Raw genomic sequence first — 22,450 nt, forward strand, 5'->3', positions numbered from 1 at the left:
GGCTCCTTAATTCAATATCTGGACGGTTGCGCCTGGCTGCACGCGCTGCGCACCGTCAGTAATCGCTCGCTCACCGGGCTTCACGCCGGAGGCAATCTGGAACTGCTGGCCGATCTGCCCGGCGACCTTCAGCGGACGCATTTCGGCTTTATCCTCGGCGTTAATCACCCAGGCGAAGAACCCGTCGCCATTCTGCTGTACGGCAGCGGCGGGCAGAGTCAGCACCGGTAGCTCGCTTGCCGGACGCAGGTAAACGTTCACATTGCCGCCGGGCAGCAGCTGATGGCGCGGGTTGGCGAACTCGGCACGCAGCATCACGCTGGCGGTACGCGGGTCGATGCGGTTGTCCACGGAGGTGAGTTCCCCGCTGATGCGCTGGCCGTTGCTGTCAATCAGCGCCTGCCAGGCCTGCTTCATGGCGCTGATATCCGCATGCTGTCCGGCTTTGGTGGCAAACGCGCCCTCTTCCAGCGCAAAGGCGATACGGATCGGATCGAGCTGCACCACCTCCACCAGCACACCGCTGGCAGGATTCACCAGGCTGCCGACGTGAAAGTTGCTGTGCCCCACGCGTCCGTCAATCGGTGAAATAATGCGCGTGTAGTCGAGAGTGACGCTGCGGGTGTCGAGCCGGGCTTTGGCCTGCTCCAGCGCGGCGCTGGCGACGTCGCGCTGCATGCGGGCGTTGTCCACGTCGTGGCGGCTGATGGCGTTGCTGCTGCCCAGGCTTTCGAAGCGGGACAGCTGCTGCTGCGCCTGACGCAGCGTGGCTTCGGCGCTTTTCACTTCGGCCTGCGCCAGACGCAGGGCGGCGCGCGGCTCGGCGTCGTCCAGTTCGAACAACACGTCGCCTTTTTTCACATACTGGCCATCGCGGAAGTGGATTCTGGTGATGACGCCTTCCGTACGTGCACGCAGTTCAACGGTGTGGATAGCTTCAATGCGGCCCGGAATTTGGCGCTCGGCGGCGTGGGCGGTTTGCTCCACGGTGGCGACGCGAACGGGAATGACTGCGGCGAATGCGGGTTGCAGGGTGCAGGCGAGGAGCGCGAACAGGAGTGGGAATTTCATTAAGAAGTACCTCGGCGTTGTTTTCCCTCACCCCGGCCCTCTCCCACAGGGAGAGGGCGGTCAGGGTTCCCTCTCCCTGTGGGAGAGGGTTAGGGTGAGGGCAAAAAGTTATGCAGCCTTACGGAACCTGCGGGTCAGTCGCTTCTCGATTTCGACGACGAAGAACATCACCCCCGCCACCGCCAGCGTCACGAACCAGTAGCGCAGCGGCAGCGCTTCGGTGCCGAACAGCATCTGCATAAACGGCAGGTAGATGATCGCCGCCTGGAGCAGGAACAGTACGCCCGTTACCAGCCAGATCCCTTTGTTCGCCAGCAGGCCGCGGTTCAGGGAGAACCCTTCGGTGTTGCGGCAGTTAATCATGTACACCCACTGGGCGCAGACCAGCATCTGGAGCAGCACGGTGCGGATGAACTCCGCGCTGTGGCCGCGCGGGGCCAGCCAGGCTTCCAGCGCAAAGGCGGCGATGGCAATCATGGTGCCGACGAAAGCCACGCGCCATACGGCGTAGGCGTCCATTACGTGCTGCCCGGTCTGGCGCGGCGGGCGGCGCATGATGTTGCGCTCGGCGGCCTCGAAGGCCAGGCCGAAGGAGAGCGTGGCGGAGGTCGCCATGTTCATCCACAGAATCAGCACCGGCGTCAGCGGAATGATGTTCCCCGCCAGCAGCGCAATCACAATTAAAAACCCCTGCGCCAGGTTGGTCGGCATGATGAACAGGATGGTCTTCTTCAGGTTGTCGTAAACGCGACGCCCCTCTTTCACCGCGCTGGCGATGGTGGCGAAGTTATCGTCCGTCAGGACCATGTCCGCCGCCTCTTTGGTGACTTCCGTGCCTTTGATGCCCATCGCGATACCCACGTCCGCCTGGCGCAGCGCCGGCGCATCGTTCACGCCGTCACCGGTCATGCCGACGATTTCGCTTTTTTCCTGTAACGCTTTCACCAGGCGCAGCTTATGCTCCGGGCTGGTACGGGCGAAGATGTCATATTTTACCGCCGCTTCCGCCAGCTCGGCGTCGTCCATTTTCTCCAGCTGATAGCCGGTAACCGCCTGCTCGCTGTTGGTGATCCCAAGCATCTGGCCGATGCTCATCGCCGTCTGCGGGTGATCGCCGGTGATCATCTTCACGCGGATCCCCGCCTGCTGGCAGGCGTTAATCGCCTCAATCGCTTCCGGACGCGGCGGATCCATCATCCCGGCGATGCCGAGGAAGATCAGGCCGTGGCTCAGATCGTCGTGAGTCAATGCCTGCTCACCGTTCGCTGGCTTGAACGCCGCGGCGACCATGCGCAGCCCCTGACGCGCATAGCGCTCCATCTCCGTTTCCCAGTACGCGCGGTCAAAGGCTTGCGCACCGTTGCGGGTCTGCTGCTGCTCACACAGGGCGAAAATCACGTCCGGCGCGCCGGTGATCAAAATCTGCTCCTCACCGCCAATCTGGTAGTGGGTGCTCATGTACTTGTACTGAGAGTCGAACGGGATCTTGTTAACCAGCGTGGTCACGACCGGCTCGAGGTGGGCCTTGGCCGCCAGCACCTTCAGCGCGCCCTCGGTCGGGCCGCCGGTGATGCCCCACAGGCCGCGCTCGTCCTGAATCAGCTGGCTGTCGTTACACAGGTCGATGGTGCGCAGGTACTGCTCCAGCACGGTGCCCGGCTGGATCTGCACCGGCTCATCGCTGCCTTCGAGATAGATGTTGCCCACCGGCTCGTAGCTGTTGCCGTCCACGCGGTAGCAGGTGTCGGCGGTAATGATGGCTTTCACCGTCATCTCGTTCATGGTCAGGGTGCCGGTTTTATCCGAGCAGACCACGGTCATCGCGCCCAGGGTTTCAACCGTCGGCAGCTTGCGGATAATCGCCCGCTTGCGCGCCATCGCCTGCACGCCCAGAGAGAGGATGATGGAGATAATTGCCGGCAGACCTTCCGGTACGGAGGCGACCGCCAGGCTAATCAGGGAGAGCAGCAGCTCGCCCATCGGGATCTCGCGGAACACCAGGCTGAAGACAAACAGCGCGGCCATCATCGCCAGAATGATGGCGAAGATCGCTTTGCCCAGCTTGTCCATCTGCACCAGCAGCGGGGTGCGGTGTTTTTCAATGCCCGCCATCATCTGGTTGATGTGGCCGAGTTCGGTCTCCTGGCCCGTGGCAATGACCACGCCCACGCCGCCGCCCGCGCTGACCGTCGTACCGGAAAAGACCAGGTTCGTACGGTCGCCCAGCGGTAATTCGCCGCTCAGCGGGTTCGTGTGTTTATCCACCACGGTGGATTCACCGGTCAGAATAGCCTCTTCCACGCGTAAATTATGCGCTTCGATTAAGCGCATATCCGCCGGAATACGATCTCCTGCGCGCAACACAATAATATCGCCCGGGACGATTTCCGTCGTCGGGATAGTTTCATGGTTGCCGTTACGAATAACGCGCGCCTCGCTGGAGAGCATATTGCGAATACTCTTCAGGGATTTTTCCGCGTTACTTTCCTGAATGTGGCCAATTAAGGCATTGATTACCGCCACGCCCAGAATAACCAGCGTATCAACCCAGTGTCCCATTACTGCCGTTAATACGGCGGCTGCCAGCAGGACGTAAATCAGGACATCGTTAAAATGCGCGAGAAAACGCAGCCAGCCCGGCTTGCCTTTTTTCTCCGGCAGCGCGTTCGGGCCATGCTTCTGTAAACGCGCCTGCACCTCGGCGCGGTCCAGGCCATTAGCCTGGCTCTGCGCCTGAGCAAGCACCTGCTCTACGGTCTGCTGGTACGCCTGCCCGCCTGCGGGTGGCATATTCTGCGAGAAATTTTTTTTGGTCATGGTATTTTTCCTTCAATATCCGGTGGACGGAAGCCGGAATTCCTTTCTGGCTTTAAATAATTCATTTTTAAGTCTTGCGGGTTAAATTGATCTACCGCAATATATTGACTACCCGGTTATTCAAAACTGATTAAAATTATTTCGACGCGTTGATTTTTACAAAATATTTCTAAACCAACACTAAACGAGGAGGAAGCATGTTTGGTATTTATCGCGGACGGCGTCTGGCGTTATACATTGTCGCAGCCATTGTTATTGCGACGTTAATTGGATATAGCACCTATAGCTTTGTAAAATTATTTTCGTGAGAAAGACGTTTATTTACATAACGCGATATTAATTTAATCGCCCCGAAAATATTATCTGTTTTCTGTTATTAATTCGCAGAATAACGGTGGCCTTTCACCCAATTTTGCCAGCGGGGATGATATTGCTTTACGTTTCAGGATGCCGGACAATGACATTTTTAACTGACGATTAACATTACGATGAAACACCCGTTAGAATCGCTGCTCACCGCAGGGGGCATTTTGCTGATGGCCCTGCTCTCCTGCCTGCTGTTACCTGCGCCGTCGCTGGGTCTGGTGCTGGCGCAGAAGCTGGTTCAGACCTTTCATATGGTCGATCTGAATCAGCTGTACACCATTCTGTTCTGTCTGTGGTTTTTGGTGCTCGGCGCCATCGAATTCTTTATCCTGCGTTTCATCTGGCGCCGCTGGTTTTCACTGGCGTCGTAAGCCAGTGAGATCGCGCATCCCGTGGATCAGCGCTTCACACCAGGCCGCGTAGTCGTGGCCGCTGGATGAGGGGTGGAAGCTGACGCGGTAGCCTTTTTTCCTCAGCACCTGTTCAAAATCCTGCGTGGTGCGATAGATGCCGCCGCCCGGCCCCGCGGTTTCAAACTTCCCGGCCTGTAACCAGAAGCGCACCGGATACGGTGGAGACTGTTGGTACTGACGCGTCAGCCAGCCCGGGGCGTCACCTTCCGGCGCCCACCAGTAAGAACCGGAAAGGCTCAGCACGTTGCCAAACAGGCGCGGATAGCGCAGCGCCACCCATGAAGAGGCAATTCCCCCGTAGCTGGATCCTGCCAGTACGGTTTTCTGCCGCTGCATGCCGATGCCCTTCCCCCGCAGCCACGGCAGCAGCTCGTGCGCCATAAAGTCAGCAAAATCCGGGTTCGGCGGCAGCTCGTTGCCGCGACGGGCGTGATCGAGGCTGTCGATAAACACCACGTTAATCGGCGGCAGGTGATGCCGGGCAATCAGACCGTCCAGCACGTTGGCAAAATGGTATTCGTCCTGATAAACCTGTCCGTCGAAAAGGATGAGCGTCCAGCGTGCAGGCTGTGCGCCGCGCGGTTGGTAGATCATCACGTCGCGGGCGTTGCCAAGGATGTGGCTGGAAAAACTCTGACGGCTCAACGTCCCGTGCACCAGCGGCTTTGCCGTGGCCTGAACGGAGCAATAGCGCGCCGGGCTGAGATCGAGCAGAGAAAAGCGATTCCAGCGATCGGTCTTCTGCTCCCCGAAGGTATTCGGGTTAAGCGGATCGGCCTGCGCGCTTACCAGGATGGCGCGGCGTTGATCGCGTGTGGAACCCTCGACGATCGGCACATCGGGCGCGAGCTTGTACTGCATTACCGTATCAGCGGGGACTACATAGCTGCGGAACCAGACGTCGCTGTTGCCCAGGCGGAACAGCGGATCGTGATCCCCCGCCGGCGAGCCGAGAATGAAGACGTTATCCCGCGCGCCGCGCCACAGAAAGGTCACGCGCTTATGGCTCGCATCTACCGGCTCCACCATCGGCGTTCCCCGTCGACGCTGCGCCTGCCAGAACGCCTCGGTACTTCCACCGGCAGAAATGACGCTTGCCAGCGCCTTCAGCGTCGGGCTTTCAGGCACCAGCATCTGCACGCGTGGTAACGGAGAGGTCTCTTTCATCCGCCACTGAAAACGCCACGGCTTACCGGCTTCTCCGTGTAGCACCAGCGAGGTGTTCTGTTTCACCGGCAGGGCAAACAGCAGCGTGTGTTCCCCGTCCGCAGGACCATTTTCGATCAGCGTGCGGATGCGGCGGTTTTGCCCATCAAGCAGGCGCGCATCCGTCACGCCATTCAGCGTGGCGGAAACGTAGTTTTCACCCAGTTCAGGCAGGGAGAAGCAGACTTCGCCGCTGGCATCAAACTTTCCCTGAATATCGCCCTGCCGGGACGTCTGCTCGCACGTTGCCGCCACGGCGGGCAGCGCGCCGATCCCCAACAGCAACCCACTCCATACCCTCTTCATTACCGCTTGTTCCCCAACGAAATTTGTTAACAACGCTAATGCAAATGGTAATAATTTGCAATATCATCAACGGCGATTTACCGGTGATTTTATGGCGATAGCAACCAAGGACGTTCAATAAAAATGTTTAAAAATAATAAGATAATGCGGCTCTGGCTACTGAGTCTGGCGACGACCAGCGTCGCGGCTCAGGCAGAAACGAAAGAAGAAACGATTACGGTGACGCAGGGCGTGAGTGAAGAGCCCACTGCGCCCGTAAAAGGCATTGTGGCGACGAAAACGCTCTCCGCCACCAAGACCAGCGCGGAGATCGTGAAGACGCCGCAGTCGGTATCGGTGATCACCCGCGATCAGATGAACATGCAGGACGTCACCTCCGTTTCGCAGGCGCTGCGCTACTCGGCGGGCGTGTTTACCGAGTACCGGGGCTCGTCTAACCGTAACGACGAGGTGTTTGTGCGCGGCTTTAGCTACGTGCCGAAATTCCTCGACGGCTTAAGCTTTGGCGCAACGGCCTCATCACAGACGGGCACAGTTGACCCGTGGCTGCTGGAGCGCGTGGAGCTGGTGCGCGGCCCGGCCTCGGTCCTGTTTGGACAGGTCAATCCGGGCGGGTTAATCAGCATGACCAGCAAGCGCCCGACGGCGGAGGCCATTCACAACGTGCAGTTCCGCACCGGCAATAACGATCTCGCCGAAGGTGCGTTTGATTTCGGCGGCAGGCTGAGCGACGACGGCCGCATGCTGTATCGCGTGAACGGTATCGCCCGTACGCAGCATAATCAGGTGGACGATTATAAAGAGACGCGGATGGCGATCGCCCCGGCAATCACCTGGTACCCGAACGATCAGACCCGCTTTACGCTGCTGGCCAGCTACCAGAAAGATCCGGATGCCGGATACCGCAACTTCCTGCCCGCGTATGGCACGGTGAAAAGTGCCGACGGGAAGTACATCCCGCGCGATTTTAACGTCAGCGATCCGAATTACAATCAATCCTGGCGCGAGCAGACGATGATTGGCTACGAGCTGGAACACCAGTTCGCCGACAACCTCACCTTCCGCCAGAACGCCCGTTACGCCACCATCAAGCAGAAATATCGTTATCTGGTTTACGCCAACAGCGCGGCCAACAGCACGGTGTTGACCCGTCGCGCCCAGCGTGAAGCGCGCACGACCAACGAATTTGGCCTTGATAACCAGCTGGAATATCAGCTGGAGACCGGAAGCGTCAGCCACACCCTGCTCGGCGGGTTTGATTACAAGACCAGCAAGGATAAACAGCTGCTGGCGCGCGGGAGCGGCTCACAGTATGACCTTGACTGGACAAACCCGGTTTACGGCGTGAACGTGGATGAAAGTACCTTCAAAACGGCGTCCGACGAGCAGCAAAATCTCGACCAGATGGGCCTGTATCTTCAGGATCAGATGAGCTGGAATAACTGGGAGTGGCTGGTTTCCGGGCGCTACGACTGGAGCGAAGTGCGTACCAGCGACTTCACCGATAACAGCGTTACGCAGCAGAACGACAGCAAATTTACCTGGCGCACTGGCCTGCTGTACGCGTTTGATTCTGGCCTGTCGCCGTACATCAGCTACAGCACCTCGTTTGAACCGAACCTGCAAACCAACCGTGCGCCGGGCGTTGCGCCCTTCAGGCCTACTACCGGGGAGCAGACCGAGATTGGCGTGAAATATCAGCCGGTCGACACCACGCTGATGACCCTGGCGCTGTACGATTTAACTCAGAACAACGTCGCGACCTATAACAGCGCTGAAGGCTGGTTCGAAAATGCGGGCAAGGTGCGTTCGAAAGGCGCTGAAGCGGAAATCCACGCCACGCTGATGGATAACATCAACCTGATTGGCTCCTACACTTACACCGATGCAAAAACCGAAAGCACCACGGTGGCGGGAACTGAAGGCAAAACGCCTGCGCGCATTCCGGCACATATGGCATCGGCGTTCGCCAGCTATACCGTTCCGGGCGGCGCGCTGAAGAGCCTGACCGCTGGCGTGGGGATGCGCTACATCGGCACCAGCTACGGCGATGCGAAGAATACCTTCAAGGTGCCATCGGTGGATCTGTATGACGCGATGCTGCGCTACGACCTGGGCGAGATGAACCGCAGCCTGAAAGGGGCAAGCGCGCAGTTCAACGTCAATAACGTGGCAGACACAAAGTATGTGGCGTCGTGCGCAAGCGATACGGCGTGCTTCTACGGGATTGGCCGGACGGTGACGGCGACGGTGAATTACAGCTGGTAAGCATGGTGCGGTCTGATCCCCTCACCCTAACCCTCTCCCCATAGGGGAGAGGGGACGATTACGCCCTCGCCCCTTTGGGGACAGGGCCGGGGTGAGGGGATGTTTTTCAGTGCGCCCGACCGTGATTTTCTTTGCGGTACGCCCCGGGCGGCTGGTTGAAGGTGCGGGTAAAGATGCGGGTAAACGTCTGCTGCGAGTCAAACCCGTAGCGCAGGCAGATATCGTACACGCGCTCGTCTGACTCACGCAGATCGCGCGCCGCCATCAGCAGCTTGCGTTCGCGGATGTAGCGCCCCAGACTTTCGCCTTTGTACTGCATAAACAGCCGCTGTAAATGCCATTTTGAGTAACCCGCTTGGCGGGCAATCTCTTCGATGCGTAACGGCTGGTGTAGATTGTCATCAATCCATTCGACAATCGTATCAATGACCTGAGCGGAAATCGTCATACTGCTCTCCCCCTCTGCTTCTCGCTTAAACATTATTCCCACCACTCGCGAAATTGTTGCGTGGTATCACTCACCCGCACGGGCTCGCCCAGCTCCGGCGTCAGCAGCCGGTAGTTTTTATTCTTGCTGGCTTTCGCCAGCTGGATCAGTGGATCGTTCCAGGTATGTTTCGCCAGCACAAAACGCCCGTTATGTCCCGGTACGACCGCTTTGGCATTGAGATCTGCCGAGGCCTGCGCCGTTTCCGCCGGATGCATATGGATGTACTTCCAGTCCTGGTCGTACTGCCCGTTTTCCATAATGGCTAAGTCCACTCCGCCAAACTGCTCGCCAATAGCCTTGAAGTGCGGGCCGTAACCGGAGTCTCCGCTGTAGTAAACCTTTCGCTCTGGGGTGACAAACATAAAGCTCCCCCACAGGGTCTGGTTACGCTTAATGCCGCGCCCGGAAAAATGGCGCGCGGGCAGAACATGTACCGTCAGCGCATCGCTGATATGCACCGACTGGTTCCAGTCCCGCTCGTCGATTATCTCCGGGGTCATCCCCCAGTAGCGCAGATGCGAACCCACGCCCAGCGGCGTGACCACGCGCTTAACCTTCGGCAGCAGCGCCTTGATGGTGGCGTAATCCAGATGGTCATAGTGATCGTGGGAGATAATCAGCAGGTCGATCTCCGGCATGCTCTCCGCACGCCACGGGTACTCCCCCGCAAACGCTTTATTGAGAAACGAGAACGGTGCGGCGTAGCTACTCAGAACCGGATCGATCAGGATGCGTTTCCCTGCCAGCTGCATATACCAGGAGGAGTGGCCGAGCCACACCAGCGTGTCCTGTTCAGGCGACAGGCTCGCCAGATCGGTTTTCACCAGCGGCAGCGGCTGCGCAGGACGGGCGTTTTCGGTTTTACGGGTAAGGAACTGCCACCACGCCACCAGCATATTTTGTTGCCCGGTAAAGCCCGGCGTAGGGAGCGTGTTATGGAATTGCCCGTCGCGATAGTGCGGAGAGGCTTCCACTTCAGAGAGCTGCGCACCCTGCGGTGGCTGGCCAAATCCGGCATTCAGTACAAATGGTAAACTGGCAGCTGAAGCAATAATCATGACTAACACCACGCAGATGAATAGAGGCTTTTTCATTTCCTGACCCGCCTACGCGCCCCATCCGATGGTTTGCGCGGGTGATACTTGATTATGAGTGAGTAAGCACTCATTATAGATAGGATGATTACGCCGTCAAGAAGGTTTTCGATCTTTGACATTCCGCGTTGCAGCGTATCAAGGCTCGTGTTTCAATCAGGGTTTTTACAATTGACGGGAGGAAAAATTTAGTGGCACGTCCGAAGAGTGAAGATAAAAAACAGGCCTTACTGGAAGCAGCAACGGCTGCGTTTGCGCAGTCAGGTATTGCCGCCTCAACGGCGTTAATTGCCCGTAATGCGGGCGTCGCTGAAGGGACACTGTTTCGCTACTTTGCTACCAAAGACGATCTGCTGAATGCCCTCTACCTGCATCTGAAGCAGGATCTCTGCCAGACCATGCTGGCGAATCTCGATCGCACCATCACCGAGCCAAAAGAGCATACCCGCAATATCTGGAACAGCTATGTGGACTGGGGCATTCGTAACCCCCTGGCGCATGCGGTGGCGTCAGTGAAAAGCTGAACGCCGAAACCGAGCAGGCGGTGAAAGACATGTTCCCGGAACTGCATGAACTGTGTCGTCGTTCGATCCGCCCGGTGTTTATGTCTGACGAGTTTAAGACCTTCGGTGATGCAATGTTCTTATCGCTGGCTGAAACCACCATGGAGTTTGCCGCCCGCGATCCGTCCCGTGCCGTCGATTTTAAAGCGCTGGGCTTTGAAGCCATGTGGCGCGGGCTTGCTGAGGAAGATAACCATGGACAGTAAATCCTTGCAGGAACATGCCAGACGCGTCGCGCTGGAGATGCCTTTTACCGAACATTGCTGGCCGTTTGGCCCGGAGTATGACGTGTTTAAGGTGGGCGGGAAAATTTTTATGCTGATGGCGACCGCACACGGTCGGGCCCACGTCAGCCTGAAATCCGATCCGGAAAAATCGCTGCTCAATCAGCAGATCTACCGTGGCGTGGAGCCCGGTTACCATCTGAATAAAAAACACTGGATCTCCCTTTATGGCACGGACGACATCACGCCTGAACTGGTCACCGACCTGATTACGGATTCGTGGAATCTGGTCGTTGATAAACTGCCGAAAAAAGATCAGAAGTGTATTCGCCCAGCCTGATTGTTCGTCTCAGACGAACAGAATAAGCGCTCGAATCGCACTTATCTTTTCCCGCTTCGCGCGGTAATCTGCTTTCCTTTCACGCCCGCCCGCGGGCGAATTTCATCACCAGGAGTTGTTATGGATATTATTTCTGTCGCCCTGAAACGCCACTCTACCAAGGCGTTCGACCCAGCCAAAAAACTGACCGCAGAAGAAGCGGAAAAAATCAAAACGCTGCTGCAATACAGCCCGTCCAGCACCAACTCCCAGCCGTGGCACTTTATTGTTGCCAGCACTGAAGAGGGTAAAGCGCGCGTGGCAAAATCCGCGGCGGGCACCTATGTGTTTAACGAACGCAAAATGCTGGATGCCTCTCACGTAGTGGTGTTCTGCGCGAAAACCGCGATGGACGATGCCTGGCTTGAGCGCGTTGTCGATCAGGAAGAGGCTGACGGCCGTTTCGCCACGCCAGAAGCAAAAGCCGCGAACCACAAAGGCCGCTGCTATTTTGCCGACATGCACCGCGTGGATCTGAAAGATGACGACCAGTGGATGGCGAAGCAGGTTTACCTGAACGTCGGCAACTTCCTGCTGGGCGTGGCCGCGATGGGCCTGGATGCGGTACCAATCGAAGGGTTTGACGCCGCGATCCTCGACGAAGAGTTTGGCCTGAAAGAGAAAGGCTTCACCAGCCTGGTGGTGGTCCCGGTCGGGCATCACAGCGTGGAAGATTTCAACGCCACGCTGCCGAAATCTCGCCTGCCGCTGAGCACGATTGTGACTGAGTGCTAAGCGCTTCTGGCACGCCGGCTATCGGCGTGCCCGTTTTCAGTAAAGCGTTATCTGCGGATGCTTTACCCCGCACACCAGCGCATAACGCGTTAATGTATCGAGACTCGCCCGGGTAATATTTGCTTCCATTCGTGATACCGTCGGTGCGCTGACGCCCATCCGCTCCGCCACCTGGGCGCGCGTCAGACCAGCATGATTGCGCCATTGCGCCAGCATCTCCCGCAGACGCTCCTTGCGCTCTTCTGCATCAAAGGAAGCCTGAATTTCTGAATCGCTTAACAGTTCAGCTCTGAGTTCATCCCAGTCAATAATCTTCTTGCTCATCCAACATCTCCTGTTGTCGTTTCAGTGCCAGACGGAGTTCAGCAGAGGGCGTTTTTTGCGTCTTCTTGATAAACATCCGCAGGCAATGAGAGGATCTCCTCTCTGACTGCCGCATGAACGATAAGTCTGAACACTGTATTTCATCCCTGATAATATTAGCATGTAAGGCAATTTGCATTAAAGGCTAATTTTGCCTTTCGTGATTCACCTTACCAGCTTATTCCAGGCAGGACCGGAGCAGCGTTGATTCCCTGAAAGCCCCTCGCAAAAAATTTATATCCCCTGCTCCGCCAGCCACGCCATCGCCCTCTCCCCTGCCTCATCCACGGGTAAATAGACCAGCAGCCGCGATCCGTTTCGCGGGGCGGAGTACCAGTACATCTGCTGGAGATGAAAATCCCCCAGCTCGGGATGGGTGAACAGCTTGAGCTGGTTCTCCACGCCGCGCACGTCGTTACGCTGGTGCCACAGGGTTTTGAACTCTTCGGACACCGCAAAAAAACGCGCCAGCTTCGCTTCCCAGAGCGGGTCGCCACGGTGCTCAGCCATTGCCGCGCGGAAGTAGGAGACGAAAATCGGCAGCACGTCGTCACGTTTGCCGAGCCGCGCGCGCCACGCCGGATGGGTGAGGAACAGGTAAATACAGTTGCGATCTTCCGGCGGGATAGCGTTGAAATCGACGCCCATCAGGTGTCCGAAGCTGTCGTTCCACGCCACGATATCAAAGTTCGGTTTCTGAATGCTGGCGGGTTTCGGCATCAGGGTATCCAGCAGGCGACGCGTGCCTTCGCAGATCCCCTCACAGCACACCGCCTGCGGGGCTTCGCCCGGCGGCAAACCGGCGAGCACAAAAAGATGCCGGGCTTCGGTCGGGGTGCATTGCAGCGCTTTTGCGATGGCGGCCATCACCGCGCTGGACGGATTGACGTCCCGACCCTGTTCCAGCCAGGTGTACCAGGTCACGCCGACATCCGCGAGCATCGCCACCTCTTCCCGGCGCAGGCCCGGCGTGCGGCGGCGGCCGCTGCGCGGTAAGCCGAGGCGCTGCGGATCGAGGCTTTCGCGCCGGGCACGCAAAAACGCGCCCAGCTGCTTGCGGGTGTCATCCTGGAGAGAGGTGACAGGTTCAGACATCAGCGCCATAACATCTCCTGCATGGTAGTGTCAGTACCAGTATAAGTAAGAACTGGTACCCGTTTATCAGATGGTTGATGCTACGACTCTACGCTGTTTGACGCAATGGAGTCACCATGAATACGTCAGTTGTTTCACCGGGTCGTGCGGGCCTGATATTGCTGTTAACCGGCCAGATGCTGCCGCTGATTGATACCTCAATCACCAACGTGGCGCTGGATTCCATCACCCATTCATTACACGCCACCGCCACTGAACTGGAGCTGATCGTCGCCCTCTACGGCGTGGCCTTTGCCGTCTGCCTGGCACCCGGCAGCAAGCTGGGCGATAACCTTGGCCGCCGTCGCCTGTTTATGTGGGGCGTGGCGTGTTTTGGCCTGGCCTCACTGCTGTGCGGCATGGCGGGCAATATCGAACAGTTGCTTGGCGCGCGCATTATTCAGGGTGCGGGCGCCGCGCTGATCATGCCGCAAATTCTCGCGACGTTGCATGTGACGTTAAAAGGAACGGCACACGCCAGAGCGATCAGTCTGTTCGGCGGTATCGGCGGAATTGCGTTTATCGTCGGCCAGATGGGTGGCGGCTGGCTGGTGTCGGCGGACATCGCCGGGCTTGGCTGGCGCAACGCCTTCTTTATCAACGTGCCGATTTGTCTGGTGGTGCTGGCGCTGAGCCGTCGCTACGTGCCGGAAACCCGCCGCGACACGCCGTCGCGCATTGACTGGACCGGGACTGTCCTGCTGACGGCAATACTGTGCTGTCTGCTGTTCCCGATGGCGCTCGGCCCGCAGTGGCACTGGTCGTGGCCGCTGAAGGCCGCACTGCTGGCGATTGTGCCGCTGGTCTGTGTAATGGTGCTGAACGCGCGCAAAAAAGAGCGTGAGAATGCCCACCCGCTCATCGCGCCGCGCCTGTTGCAGCTGCGCAGCATCCGCTTTGGCGTGCTAATCGGGATACTCTTTTTCAGCGTCTGGTCCGGGTTCATGTTCTGTATGGCGCTGACCATGCAAAGCGGTCTGGGGATGGCGCCGTGGCAGTCCGGAAACAGCTTTATCGCCCTTGGCGTCACCTATTTTATTTCTGCCTGGTTCGCCCCACGCCTGATTGCCCGCTACAGCACCAGCGCCATCCTGCTGACCGGACTTGCGATTCAGCTTGTCGGTCTGGTGGCGTTGATCGCCACGTCCCGTCACTGGGGAATGCAGAATACCGCGCTGACGCTGGCCCCGGCCACCGGGCTGGTGGGTTACGGGCAGGCGCTGATTGTAAACAGCTTCTACCGTATCGGGATGCGTGATATTCAGCCTGACGACGCGGGGGCCGCGAGCGCGATTTTAAGCACGCTGCAACAGGCTGCGCTGGGGCTTGGCCCGGCCATTTTCGGCGCGATTTTGCTGCACGGACTGCAAAATCATCACGGAGATTATACCCAGGCGGTCAATGTCTTCCTGATGGTGGAAACGGCCATGATGGTGGTGCTGGCGCTGGCCACGCTGCGTTTGCGCCATCGTCTGTGTTTACCGGTCGTCAAGGCCTCTCCGGCGACAAAATAAAACTGCCTGAATTTGCATAATAGATCCGCAGCCGCCATTATGGGGCTGCATCAATACAGGAGACGTTATGCAGGAATTAATTGCTCAGGTTGAAGAGTTAGGGATTGAAATTAATCACACCACCTCTTTAGTGATTATCTTTGGTATTATTTTTCTTACGGCCATTATCGTTCATTTTATTCTGCACAAAGTGGTGCTGCGCGCATTCGAGAAACGCGCCCAGGCCAGCAGCCATTTATGGTTGCAGATCATTACGCAGAACAAGTTATTTCACCGTCTGGCGTTTACCCTCCAGGGGATAATCGTCAACGTTCAGGCGGTTCTGTGGCTGCAAAAAGGCAGCGAAGCGGCGGAATTACTTACCACCTGCGCGAAATTGTGGGTGATGGTTTATGCCCTGCTCTCCTTCTTCTCGTTGCTGGACGTGATTTTCAATCTGTCGCAGAAAATGGCCACCGCGTCACAGCTGCCGCTGAAGGGGATATTCCAGGGCATCAAGCTGGTGAGCGCCATTCTGGTGGGGATACTAATTATCTCCCTGCTGATCGGTCAGTCACCCGCCATTCTGATAAGCGGCCTGGGTGCGATGGCTGCCGTTCTGATGCTGGTCTTTAAAGACCCGATACTCGGCCTGGTGGCCGGTATTCAGCTCTCAGCCAACGACATGCTCAAGCTCGGCGACTGGCTGGAGATGCCGAAATACGGCGCCAACGGCACGGTGACCGACATCGGCCTGACCACCGTTAAAGTGCGCAACTTCGATAACACCATCACCACCATCCCGACCTGGGCGCTGGTGTCCGATGCGTTCATCAACTGGAGCGGCATGTCCGCCTCCGGTGGTCGCCGCATCAAGCGCAGCCTGAATATCGATACCACCAGCATTCATTTCCTCGACGAGCAGGAGCAGCAAAAACTGATTCAGGCGAAACTGCTGAAGCCGTATCTGGCGGCGCGTCATGAGGAAATTAACCTGTGGAATCAGCAGAACGGCGAAGGGGAATCGGTATTAAACCTGCGCAAGATGACCAATATCGGCACCTTCCGTGCCTACCTGAATGAATATCTGCGTAACCACCCGCGTATTCGTAAAGATATGACGCTGATGGTGCGCCAGCTCGCGCCGGATGCCAACGGGCTGCCGATTGAAATATATGCCTTTACCAACACGGTGATCTGGGCGGAATACGAAGATATTCAGGCCGACATCTTCGATCATATTTTCGCGGTGGTGGATGAATTTGGCCTGCGTATTCACCAGTCGCCAACCGGGAACGATATTCGCTCCCTGGCTGGCGTCATCGCGCAATAATCAGGTGCTGGCGCGGGAAATAAAGCGCCAGTCCATCATCACCCTTTCCGTGGGCGCGTCCGGGTTGTCGATCTTATTTAAGAGCAGATCGACCGCCTTGCGCCCGATATCCCGCGACGGCTGTTCGATGGTGGTGAGCGAAATCATGTCCGCCAGCTCCGTACCGTCAAAGCCGACCACGGCAATATCCTCCGGCACCCGAAGACCTGCCTGCTGAATGGCGCGCAGCGCGCCCGCCGCCAGCGTATCGGAAACGGCAAATACCGCATCCGGCGGATTATCTTTTAACAGGTTTTGCATCGCCGCCATGCCCGCCCCGGAGCTGAGATCGCTGGCATACTCCACCGCCTGATAGTCCAGATCCCGCAGGTGGATCACGCTCTTGTAGCCGCGTTCGCGCAGGCGGGCATATTTGTAGCTGAGATCGTGGTTGATCATCGCGATACGCTTGCGGCCGCCGTCGGCCAGCTGGCTGACGGCATGCTGTGAAGCGTCCACATCATTGATGCCGACGCAGGAGACCGCGCCCGCATCGGCGTATTCAGCGCACTGTACCCACGGCGCGTTGCCAATCAGCGCGGCCAGTTCCGGCAGTTTCGAGAATGCATCCATGGTGATAATGCCGTCGACGATTTTGCCGGAGAGCAGGCTTAAGCCCGAGCGGGAGCGCTCAATATCCGAGCCGGAGTTGCACAGCAGAATGCGATAGCCGTTCTTTTCCGCCTCGGCTTCGATGCCCTTCACCACTTCGGCGCAGAACGGGTTGGCGATGTTCGAGACCATCACCAGGATCATATAGCTGCGGGCAGTGCGCAGCTGACGGGCGAGCAGGTTTGGCTGGTAGTTGCTCTCCTGAATCGCCCGCAGAACGCGCTCGCGGTTTTTCGCCTTTACGGTATCGCTGTTATTCAGTACGCGGGAGACCGTTGCCACGGATACCCCGGCCAGTTGAGCGATTTTCTGAATTGACATAGCGACGATACATCCTGCGGTTAGCGTTTTGTGCAGGCTACCATAAATTGATTGCCCGGCGAACCGGGCAATGCGTCAGTATTCCACGCGCACCCAGCGCTGCTGCTGATGACTTTTCACAATTGCATCAATGATATACATCACACTGGCGCCATCGTAAAAGGTGGCAAACTGCGGATTATCCGGCATCGCGCCCGCCTGCACGGCACGGTAAAACTGCGCCATCATATTTTTAAAGGCATCCGGCCACCCTTCAATGTGCCCGCCGGGGAAGTGGACGCTGTCGGCCACGTCAGGGTTCATCAGGCCTGGATCGTCGGTGAGCGTCTGGTTTGCCCGGGCGCGATGGCCGATCCACAGCTGCTGCGGGATTTCCTGATCCCACGCCACCGACTGCTCGCTGCCGTTAATTTCAAAGGTCAGGCGGTTTTTTCGCCCCGCGCTCACCTGCGAGACGCTAAAGCTGCCCTTGCTGCCGTCGTCAAAGCGGAACAGCACCGAGCCAAAATCTTCGGTGGTGACCGGTTTAACTTCATACTCCGCCTGCTCGTCATGGGAGAAGGTCTGATGACCACCCGCGCTGGCCTTGCGCCTCGGCCAGACGATGGATAAATCAGCAATCACCTCGGTAATGCGCCTGCCTGTCACATACTGTACCGTATCGCACCAGTGGGAACCGATATCCGCCACCGCCCGCGACGCGCCGCCGAGCGCGGCATCCACCCGCCAGTTGTAGTCGGTTTCCAGCAGCATCCAGTCCTGCAAATAGCTGCCGTGCGAGGCGAACAGCCGCCCGAGGGTGCCCGCGCGCATCATGCTCGCCGCCTGTCGCACCATCGCAAACTGACGATAGACAAAGCTCACGCCATGTACCACGCCCGCCTGCTCTGCCAGCGCCACCAGCTCGCGCGCCTCGTCCGGCGTCATGCACAGCGGCTTTTCGGAAAACACGTGCTTGCCCGCGCGCAGGATCTGGCGGTTAATCTCCGCGTGCAGGTAGTTCGGCGTGCAGTTGTGCACCGCATGCAGATTGGGGTGCGCGAGCAGTTCTTCCACGCTGGCGTAAGCATGCGGGACATTTAGCTGGCGCGCCTTTTCCTGCGCCTTAACGAGCGAACCGTCGCAGAGCGCGACCACCTGCACAAACCCGAGACGCCTGAGCGCCTCGATGTGTGCCGGGCCAATAAACCCGCTGCCGATAATCCCGACGTTAATCATGGCTGCCCCCTGCGGCGAAATCATCAAACGCCCGTCCGGAAACGGGAATAATGTGGCGGCGGATAAATTCGCTGCCCTCACTCGCGCCGGTATCGCCATCCTTCAGGCAACACTCCCACTCCAGCACCGCCCAGCCGTCGTAGTCGTACTGGGTCAGCTTGCTGAAGATGCCCTTAAAGTCGATTTGCCCGTCGCCGGGCGAGCGAAAGCGTCCGGCGCGGTTGATCCACGGCTGGTAGCCGCCGTAGACGCCGCTGCGCCCGCTGGGGCGGAACTCCGCGTCCTTGACGTGGAACGCTTTAATGCGCGCATGGAAGATATCGATAAAGGCCAGATAGTCCATCTGCTGAAGCAGCATGTGGCTCGGGTCGTAGAGAATGTTGCAGCGCGGATGGTTATCCACCAGCGCCAGAAAACGCTCGAAGGTCACGCCGTCGTGCAGATCTTCCCCGGGATGCAGCTCAAAGCAGACGTCCACCCCCTGCTCGCCAAAGGTATCCAGTATTGGCCGCCAGCGGGTTGCCAGCTCCTCGAACGCTTCCTGAAAACGCTGCTCGTTATGCGGCGGCCACGGATAGAAAAACGGCCACGCCAGCGAGCCGGAGAAGGTCGCGTGCGCCTTCAGCCCTAATCTGGCCGAAGCGACCGCCGCCTGCTTCAGCTTTTCCGTCGCCCACGCCCGGCGCGCCGCCTCGTTACCGCGCACGGCGGCGGGTGCGAAGTGGTCAAACGCCTCGCTGTAAACCGGATTCACCGCCACGAGCTGCCCTTCCAGATGGGTCGACAGCTCGCTGATAACCAGCCCGTGCGCGGCCAGCCTGGCGGTGATGTCGTCGCAGTAGGCCTGGCTCTCTGCGGCTTTCTCGACGTCAAAGATGTGCGGATGGTTGCAGGGGATCTGCACCGCCTTATAACCTTTACCTGCCGCCCATTCAGCAAGCCCGTCGAGCGAATTAAACGGCGCTTCTGCGCCAATAAACTGCGACAGAAAAATGCCCGGTCCTTTCATTGTCCTCATACCACCTCCTGAACGTTACGCCTTGTCATCGTCATACTTAAACGTGAGAAGGAAAATCAGCGCGATCGCCGCGGCAGCCACCGCCGGGATCCACCAGAATGTGACCCACGCCTGCGGCACGGTCTGTCCTGCCACCAGGCGGTTGTAGAGCGCGCCGGAAATCTGAGAGCCGAGCAGCATGCCGATGCCGTAGGTGAACATCACGATCATGCTCTGCGCCTGGCCTTTGACCTTTTCGCCCGCCACGCGGTCGGTATAGATAAAGCCGACGACAAAGAAGAAATCGTAGCAGACGCCGTGCAGCAGAATGCCGAGGTACAGCAGAATGCGCCCCTCTTCGCTGACGCCCAACGCGAACATGGCATAACGCACGAACCACGCCAGCATGCCGATCAGCAGCATGACTTTCACGCCCAGGCGGCGGAACAGCAGAGGAATGACCAACATGAAGACGATCTCAGACATCTGCCCGAAGGACATGGCGGTGCTGACGTCGGCAATGCCGGCATCCGCCAGATACGAGGCGGTGTAGGCGTAATAGGTGCCGAGCGGGACAGAGATCAGCATCGCGCAGACGGAGTAGACGAAGAAGTGGCGGGTTTTAAGCAGCGCGAAGGCGTCCGCGCAGAAGAGATCCCGCACCTTAACCGGCAGGCCTTTTGCCGGCGCTGGCGTGTGCGGCAGCGTCAGGCTGTAGACCGCCAGCAGCACGGAGCTGACCGCCGCCACCTGGAAGATGGTGACGCTGGACGCCACGCCGGTGACGCCGATGAAAATGCCCGCCGCGATCCAGCCGATGGTGCCGAACACGCGCACTACCGGGAAGGTTTTATCCACGTTCGCCAGGCTGTGAAACGCAATGTTGTTGGTCAGCGCCAGTGTCGGCATATAGCAGAGCGTGTAGCCAAACAGCAGGCCAATCAGCAGCGCGCCATTCTCAGCAATCAGCGCCCCCGGCACGAACCAGAGGATCACCGCGCCCGCGAGGTGCATCACCGCCATCACCTTCTGCGAGGCGAAGAAGCGGTCCACCAGCATCCCGAGCACGAACGGCGAAAGAATGGAAGCGATGGGCCCGGCAGAGAACGCGTCGCCAATCAGCAAAGACATGTTGTGCCGGGTCATCACCAGGCCAAGTGTGACCGACCAGCTACCCCAGATAAAAAATTGCAGAAACATCATCAGCGACAGACGCGGCACCAGCAGCCGGTGTTGCGTTATCGCCTTTTCACTACTCTCAGTTGACACCATGATAAGCCTCACCCGGAAAAAGTAATCGATTACAAAATAGTTCAAATAAAAAGTAATCGATTACAAAATAAAGATCCTGTGGATCGAAACGGAATTGGGAGGGGGGTCACGATAAAGGTGGAGTGATACTTTGTAGGCCCGGTAAGCGCAGCGCCACCGGGTGTGAAGGCAGGCAGTGTGGTGCGGTCTGGTTTGGTGCGGTCTGGTGCCCTCACCCCGGCCCTCTCCCACAGGGAGAGGGAGAAAACCGCGCTACTTTTTGCGCGAGAGCTTAAATGCAATAAACAGGAACACCACCCACACCGGCAGCAGCATCGCTGACAGGCGCATCTCATCCATGGTGCACATCAGCACCAGAATCAGGCCGAGGAAGGCGATACAGAGGTAGTTCCCCGCCGGATAGAGCAGCGCTTTGAACTGCGTCTCGCGCCCCTTGCGGCGCATCGCCGCGCGGAAGCGCAGGTGCGCCAGGCAGATCATGATCCAGTTAAGCAGCAGCGTGGCGACAACCAGCGCCATCAGCAGGCCAAACGCCTCTTTCGGCAGCAGATAGTTGATCAGCACCACCAGCGAGGTGATAGCGCCAGAAAGGAACAGCGAGTTGACCGGCACGCCGCGACGGCTGACGCGAGTGAGGAACTTCGGCGCGTTGCCTTGTACGGAGAGGCCAAACAGCATGCGGCTGTTGGAGTAAACCCCGCTGTTGTAGACCGACAGCGACGCCACAAGAATGACGAAGTTCAGCGCCGAAGCGACCACGTTGCTGTTCAAATCGTGGAAGATCATCACGAACGGGCTACTGTCAGATTTCACTTCCACCCACGGGTAGAGCGCCAGCAGCACCACCAGCGAGCCGATGTAAAACAGCAGGATACGGTACACCACCTGGTTGACCGCTTTCGGAATGCTTTTGTGCGGATCGCGCGCTTCAGCCGCGGTGATGCCAATCAGCTCCAGCCCGCCGAAGGAGAACATAATAACCGCCAGCGAGAGGATCAGCCCTTTCCATCCAGTCGCCAGGAAGCCGCCGTGCTGCCACAGGTTATCGATCGTGGCGCGCTCGCCGCCGTGGCCGGAGAACAGCAGCCACAGGCCAAAGCCGATCATGCCGATAATCGCCAGCACCTTGATCAGCGCGAACCAGAACTCGGTCTCGCCATACAGGCGGACGTTCACAAGGTTAACGGCGTTAATGATGATGAAGAAGGCCGCGGCCCAAATCCACGTTGGCACGTCCGGGAGCCAGTACTGCATATAGATGCCGGCGGCGGTCAGCTCGGCCATCCCGACCAGCACGAACATCACCCAGTAGTTCCAGCCGGAGAGGAAGCCTGCGAACGGGCCCCAGTATTTATAGGCAAAATGCGCGAATGAGCCTGACACCGGCTCTTCAACGACCATCTCGCCAAGCTGGCGCATGATCAGGAAGGCGATAATCCCGGCGATACCGTAACCCAGTAGCACCGCCGGACCGGCCATCTGAATAGCGGGGCCGATGCCGAGAAAGAGCCCGGTACCGATTGCGCCGCCAAGGGCAATTAACTGAATATGTCGATTTTGCAAACCACGTTGCAGCGTCGGATTCTGATCCGACGAGGCTTCAGCGCTACCATGGCCTGAAGCGGATGACGCGTCTTTCACGCCCTACCCCTGTCTCTTTTTTAGAAGGGGCACGTTTTAACACTTCATGCTGGTGGTAGCAAGCTTAACGCCGGGCCAGCGCATGCGCCCGGCGG

General features: G+C 58.3%; 18 protein-coding genes and 2 pseudogenes. 7 read left to right on the plus strand and 13 right to left on the minus strand.

Translation table 11 applies throughout. The annotated features are described in order from the left end of the window. Positions 1-6: 6 nt before the first annotated feature. Both AM329_RS11240 and AM329_RS11245 read right to left on the minus strand, forming a co-directional pair. The gene (locus AM329_RS11240; protein ID WP_032608790.1) at positions 7-1,071 is read right to left on the minus strand and encodes an efflux RND transporter periplasmic adaptor subunit; all 1,065 of its coding nucleotides are present in this window, start codon (positions 1,069-1,071) and stop codon (positions 7-9) included. 108 nt (positions 1,072-1,179) lie between these two features. After that, positions 1,180-3,888: a cation-transporting P-type ATPase gene (locus tag AM329_RS11245; protein WP_032608787.1), complete on the minus strand. Its 2,709-nt coding sequence runs from the start codon at positions 3,886-3,888 to the stop codon at positions 1,180-1,182. Positions 3,889-4,376: 488 nt separating this feature from the next. Here AM329_RS11245 and AM329_RS11250 point away from each other — a divergent pair, with 488 nt between their 5' ends. After that, positions 4,377-4,625, plus strand: a complete 249-nt coding sequence (locus AM329_RS11250) for a DUF1158 domain-containing protein (protein ID WP_003858875.1) — start codon at positions 4,377-4,379, stop codon at positions 4,623-4,625. Here AM329_RS11250 and AM329_RS11255 read toward each other — a convergent pair. Continuing rightward, the gene (locus tag AM329_RS11255; protein WP_032608785.1) at positions 4,611-6,179 is read right to left on the minus strand and encodes an alpha/beta hydrolase-fold protein; all 1,569 of its coding nucleotides are present in this window, start codon (positions 6,177-6,179) and stop codon (positions 4,611-4,613) included. The genes AM329_RS11250 and AM329_RS11255 overlap by 15 nt on opposite strands. Before the next feature lie 123 nt (positions 6,180-6,302). Here AM329_RS11255 and AM329_RS11260 point away from each other — a divergent pair, with 123 nt between their 5' ends. Further along, positions 6,303-8,447 carry a TonB-dependent siderophore receptor gene (locus AM329_RS11260; protein WP_032608783.1) on the plus strand — a complete coding sequence of 715 codons (2,145 nt, stop codon included), beginning with the start codon at positions 6,303-6,305 and terminating at the stop codon, positions 8,445-8,447. A gap of 106 nt (positions 8,448-8,553) precedes the next feature. On the opposite strand, the gene AM329_RS11265 is transcribed toward AM329_RS11260, so the two are convergent. Then, a complete protein-coding gene (locus AM329_RS11265) occupies positions 8,554-8,895 on the minus strand; it encodes a RamA family antibiotic efflux transcriptional regulator (protein WP_032608782.1) in 342 nt (113 codons plus the stop codon). Between the two features lie 32 nt (positions 8,896-8,927). After that, positions 8,928-10,031, minus strand: coding sequence for a RomA family MBL fold metallo-hydrolase (locus AM329_RS11270; RefSeq protein WP_032608780.1), 1,104 nt, complete (start codon positions 10,029-10,031; stop codon positions 8,928-8,930). 191 nt (positions 10,032-10,222) lie between these two features. Here AM329_RS11270 and AM329_RS11275 point away from each other — a divergent pair. The 3 genes and pseudogenes from AM329_RS11275 to nfsB all read left to right on the plus strand — a co-directional run bounded on the left by AM329_RS11275 (position 10,223) and on the right by nfsB (position 11,932). Further along, positions 10,223-10,800 (plus strand): annotated as a pseudogene (locus AM329_RS11275) (TetR/AcrR family transcriptional regulator). Then, on the plus strand, positions 10,790-11,158 hold the full coding sequence (locus AM329_RS11280; protein WP_032608778.1) for an MmcQ/YjbR family DNA-binding protein: 369 nt from the start codon (positions 10,790-10,792) through the stop codon (positions 11,156-11,158). Before AM329_RS11275 ends, AM329_RS11280 begins: the two are co-directional and overlap by 11 nt. 120 nt (positions 11,159-11,278) lie before the next feature. Beyond that, positions 11,279-11,932: an oxygen-insensitive NAD(P)H nitroreductase gene (gene nfsB / locus AM329_RS11285; RefSeq protein WP_003858884.1), complete on the plus strand. Its 654-nt coding sequence runs from the start codon at positions 11,279-11,281 to the stop codon at positions 11,930-11,932. Between the two features lie 36 nt (positions 11,933-11,968). Here nfsB and AM329_RS11290 read toward each other — a convergent pair whose 3' ends face one another. The 3 genes and pseudogenes from AM329_RS11290 to AM329_RS11295 all read right to left on the minus strand — a co-directional run bounded on the left by AM329_RS11290 (position 11,969) and on the right by AM329_RS11295 (position 13,399). Next, positions 11,969-12,256, minus strand: coding sequence for a helix-turn-helix domain-containing protein (locus AM329_RS11290; RefSeq protein ID WP_003858885.1), 288 nt, complete (start codon positions 12,254-12,256; stop codon positions 11,969-11,971). Beyond that, positions 12,237-12,338: pseudogene (locus AM329_RS26345) on the minus strand (type II toxin-antitoxin system RelE/ParE family toxin); the annotation flags it as partial. The gene AM329_RS11290 and the pseudogene AM329_RS26345, both read right to left, overlap by 20 nt. Before the next feature lie 191 nt (positions 12,339-12,529). Continuing rightward, entirely contained in the window at positions 12,530-13,399 is an 870-nt protein-coding gene (locus AM329_RS11295) for a helix-turn-helix transcriptional regulator (RefSeq protein ID WP_032608774.1), read from the minus strand. 107 nt (positions 13,400-13,506) lie between these two features. Between AM329_RS11295 and AM329_RS11300 the strand changes: the two genes are divergently transcribed. Beyond that, positions 13,507-14,943, plus strand: coding sequence for an MFS transporter (locus AM329_RS11300; RefSeq protein WP_032608773.1), 1,437 nt, complete (start codon positions 13,507-13,509; stop codon positions 14,941-14,943). 67 nt (positions 14,944-15,010) lie between these two features. Beyond that, positions 15,011-16,255 carry a mechanosensitive ion channel family protein gene (locus AM329_RS11305; RefSeq protein ID WP_023315564.1) on the plus strand — a complete coding sequence of 415 codons (1,245 nt, stop codon included), beginning with the start codon at positions 15,011-15,013 and terminating at the stop codon, positions 16,253-16,255. On the opposite strand, the gene AM329_RS11310 is transcribed toward AM329_RS11305, so the two are convergent. From AM329_RS11310 to pheP, 5 genes are all read right to left on the minus strand, one after another. Further along, positions 16,256-17,227, minus strand: a complete 972-nt coding sequence (locus AM329_RS11310) for a LacI family DNA-binding transcriptional regulator (protein ID WP_032608772.1) — start codon at positions 17,225-17,227, stop codon at positions 16,256-16,258. A gap of 75 nt (positions 17,228-17,302) precedes the next feature. Continuing rightward, a complete protein-coding gene (locus tag AM329_RS11315; RefSeq protein WP_032608771.1) occupies positions 17,303-18,445 on the minus strand; it encodes a Gfo/Idh/MocA family protein in 1,143 nt (380 codons plus the stop codon). Continuing rightward, on the minus strand, positions 18,438-19,463 hold the full coding sequence (locus AM329_RS11320) for a sugar phosphate isomerase/epimerase (RefSeq protein WP_032608769.1): 1,026 nt from the start codon (positions 19,461-19,463) through the stop codon (positions 18,438-18,440). The genes AM329_RS11315 and AM329_RS11320 overlap by 8 nt, the downstream gene beginning before the upstream one ends. 15 nt (positions 19,464-19,478) lie before the next feature. Further along, the gene (locus tag AM329_RS11325; protein WP_032608767.1) at positions 19,479-20,714 is read right to left on the minus strand and encodes an MFS transporter; all 1,236 of its coding nucleotides are present in this window, start codon (positions 20,712-20,714) and stop codon (positions 19,479-19,481) included. Between the two features lie 252 nt (positions 20,715-20,966). Beyond that, complete coding sequence (pheP, locus tag AM329_RS11330; protein WP_003858894.1) at positions 20,967-22,355, minus strand: phenylalanine transporter; 1,389 nt, start codon at positions 22,353-22,355, stop codon at positions 20,967-20,969. Positions 22,356-22,450: the final 95 nt, after the last annotated feature.

Source organism: Enterobacter cloacae complex sp. AR_0002, from assembly GCF_001922365.1.
GTDB lineage: Bacteria > Pseudomonadota > Gammaproteobacteria > Enterobacterales > Enterobacteriaceae > Enterobacter > Enterobacter hormaechei_C.

Excerpts from the sequence above, each read along its gene's own strand:
- AM329_RS11290 (WP_003858885.1), bottom strand. The coding sequence starts at position 12,256 with ATGAGCAAGAAGATTATTGACTGGGATGAACTCAGAGCTGAACTGTTA.
- AM329_RS11245 (WP_032608787.1), bottom strand. The coding sequence starts at position 3,888 with ATGACCAAAAAAAATTTCTCGCAGAATATGCCACCCGCAGGCGGGCAG.
- AM329_RS11320 (WP_032608769.1), bottom strand. The coding sequence starts at position 19,463 with ATGAGGACAATGAAAGGACCGGGCATTTTTCTGTCGCAGTTTATTGGC.
- AM329_RS11305 (WP_023315564.1), top strand. The coding sequence starts at position 15,011 with ATGCAGGAATTAATTGCTCAGGTTGAAGAGTTAGGGATTGAAATTAAT.
- AM329_RS11280 (WP_032608778.1), top strand. The coding sequence starts at position 10,790 with ATGGACAGTAAATCCTTGCAGGAACATGCCAGACGCGTCGCGCTGGAG.
- AM329_RS11315 (WP_032608771.1), bottom strand. The coding sequence starts at position 18,445 with ATGATTAACGTCGGGATTATCGGCAGCGGGTTTATTGGCCCGGCACAC.
- AM329_RS11325 (WP_032608767.1), bottom strand. The coding sequence starts at position 20,714 with ATGGTGTCAACTGAGAGTAGTGAAAAGGCGATAACGCAACACCGGCTG.
- AM329_RS11295 (WP_032608774.1), bottom strand. The coding sequence starts at position 13,399 with ATGGCGCTGATGTCTGAACCTGTCACCTCTCTCCAGGATGACACCCGC.
- AM329_RS11265 (WP_032608782.1), bottom strand. The coding sequence starts at position 8,895 with ATGACGATTTCCGCTCAGGTCATTGATACGATTGTCGAATGGATTGAT.
- AM329_RS11255 (WP_032608785.1), bottom strand. The coding sequence starts at position 6,179 with ATGAAGAGGGTATGGAGTGGGTTGCTGTTGGGGATCGGCGCGCTGCCC.
- AM329_RS11260 (WP_032608783.1), top strand. The coding sequence starts at position 6,303 with ATGTTTAAAAATAATAAGATAATGCGGCTCTGGCTACTGAGTCTGGCG.
- AM329_RS11270 (WP_032608780.1), bottom strand. The coding sequence starts at position 10,031 with ATGAAAAAGCCTCTATTCATCTGCGTGGTGTTAGTCATGATTATTGCT.
- AM329_RS11300 (WP_032608773.1), top strand. The coding sequence starts at position 13,507 with ATGAATACGTCAGTTGTTTCACCGGGTCGTGCGGGCCTGATATTGCTG.
- AM329_RS11310 (WP_032608772.1), bottom strand. The coding sequence starts at position 17,227 with ATGTCAATTCAGAAAATCGCTCAACTGGCCGGGGTATCCGTGGCAACG.
- nfsB (WP_003858884.1), top strand. The coding sequence starts at position 11,279 with ATGGATATTATTTCTGTCGCCCTGAAACGCCACTCTACCAAGGCGTTC.
- AM329_RS11250 (WP_003858875.1), top strand. The coding sequence starts at position 4,377 with ATGAAACACCCGTTAGAATCGCTGCTCACCGCAGGGGGCATTTTGCTG.
- AM329_RS11240 (WP_032608790.1), bottom strand. The coding sequence starts at position 1,071 with ATGAAATTCCCACTCCTGTTCGCGCTCCTCGCCTGCACCCTGCAACCC.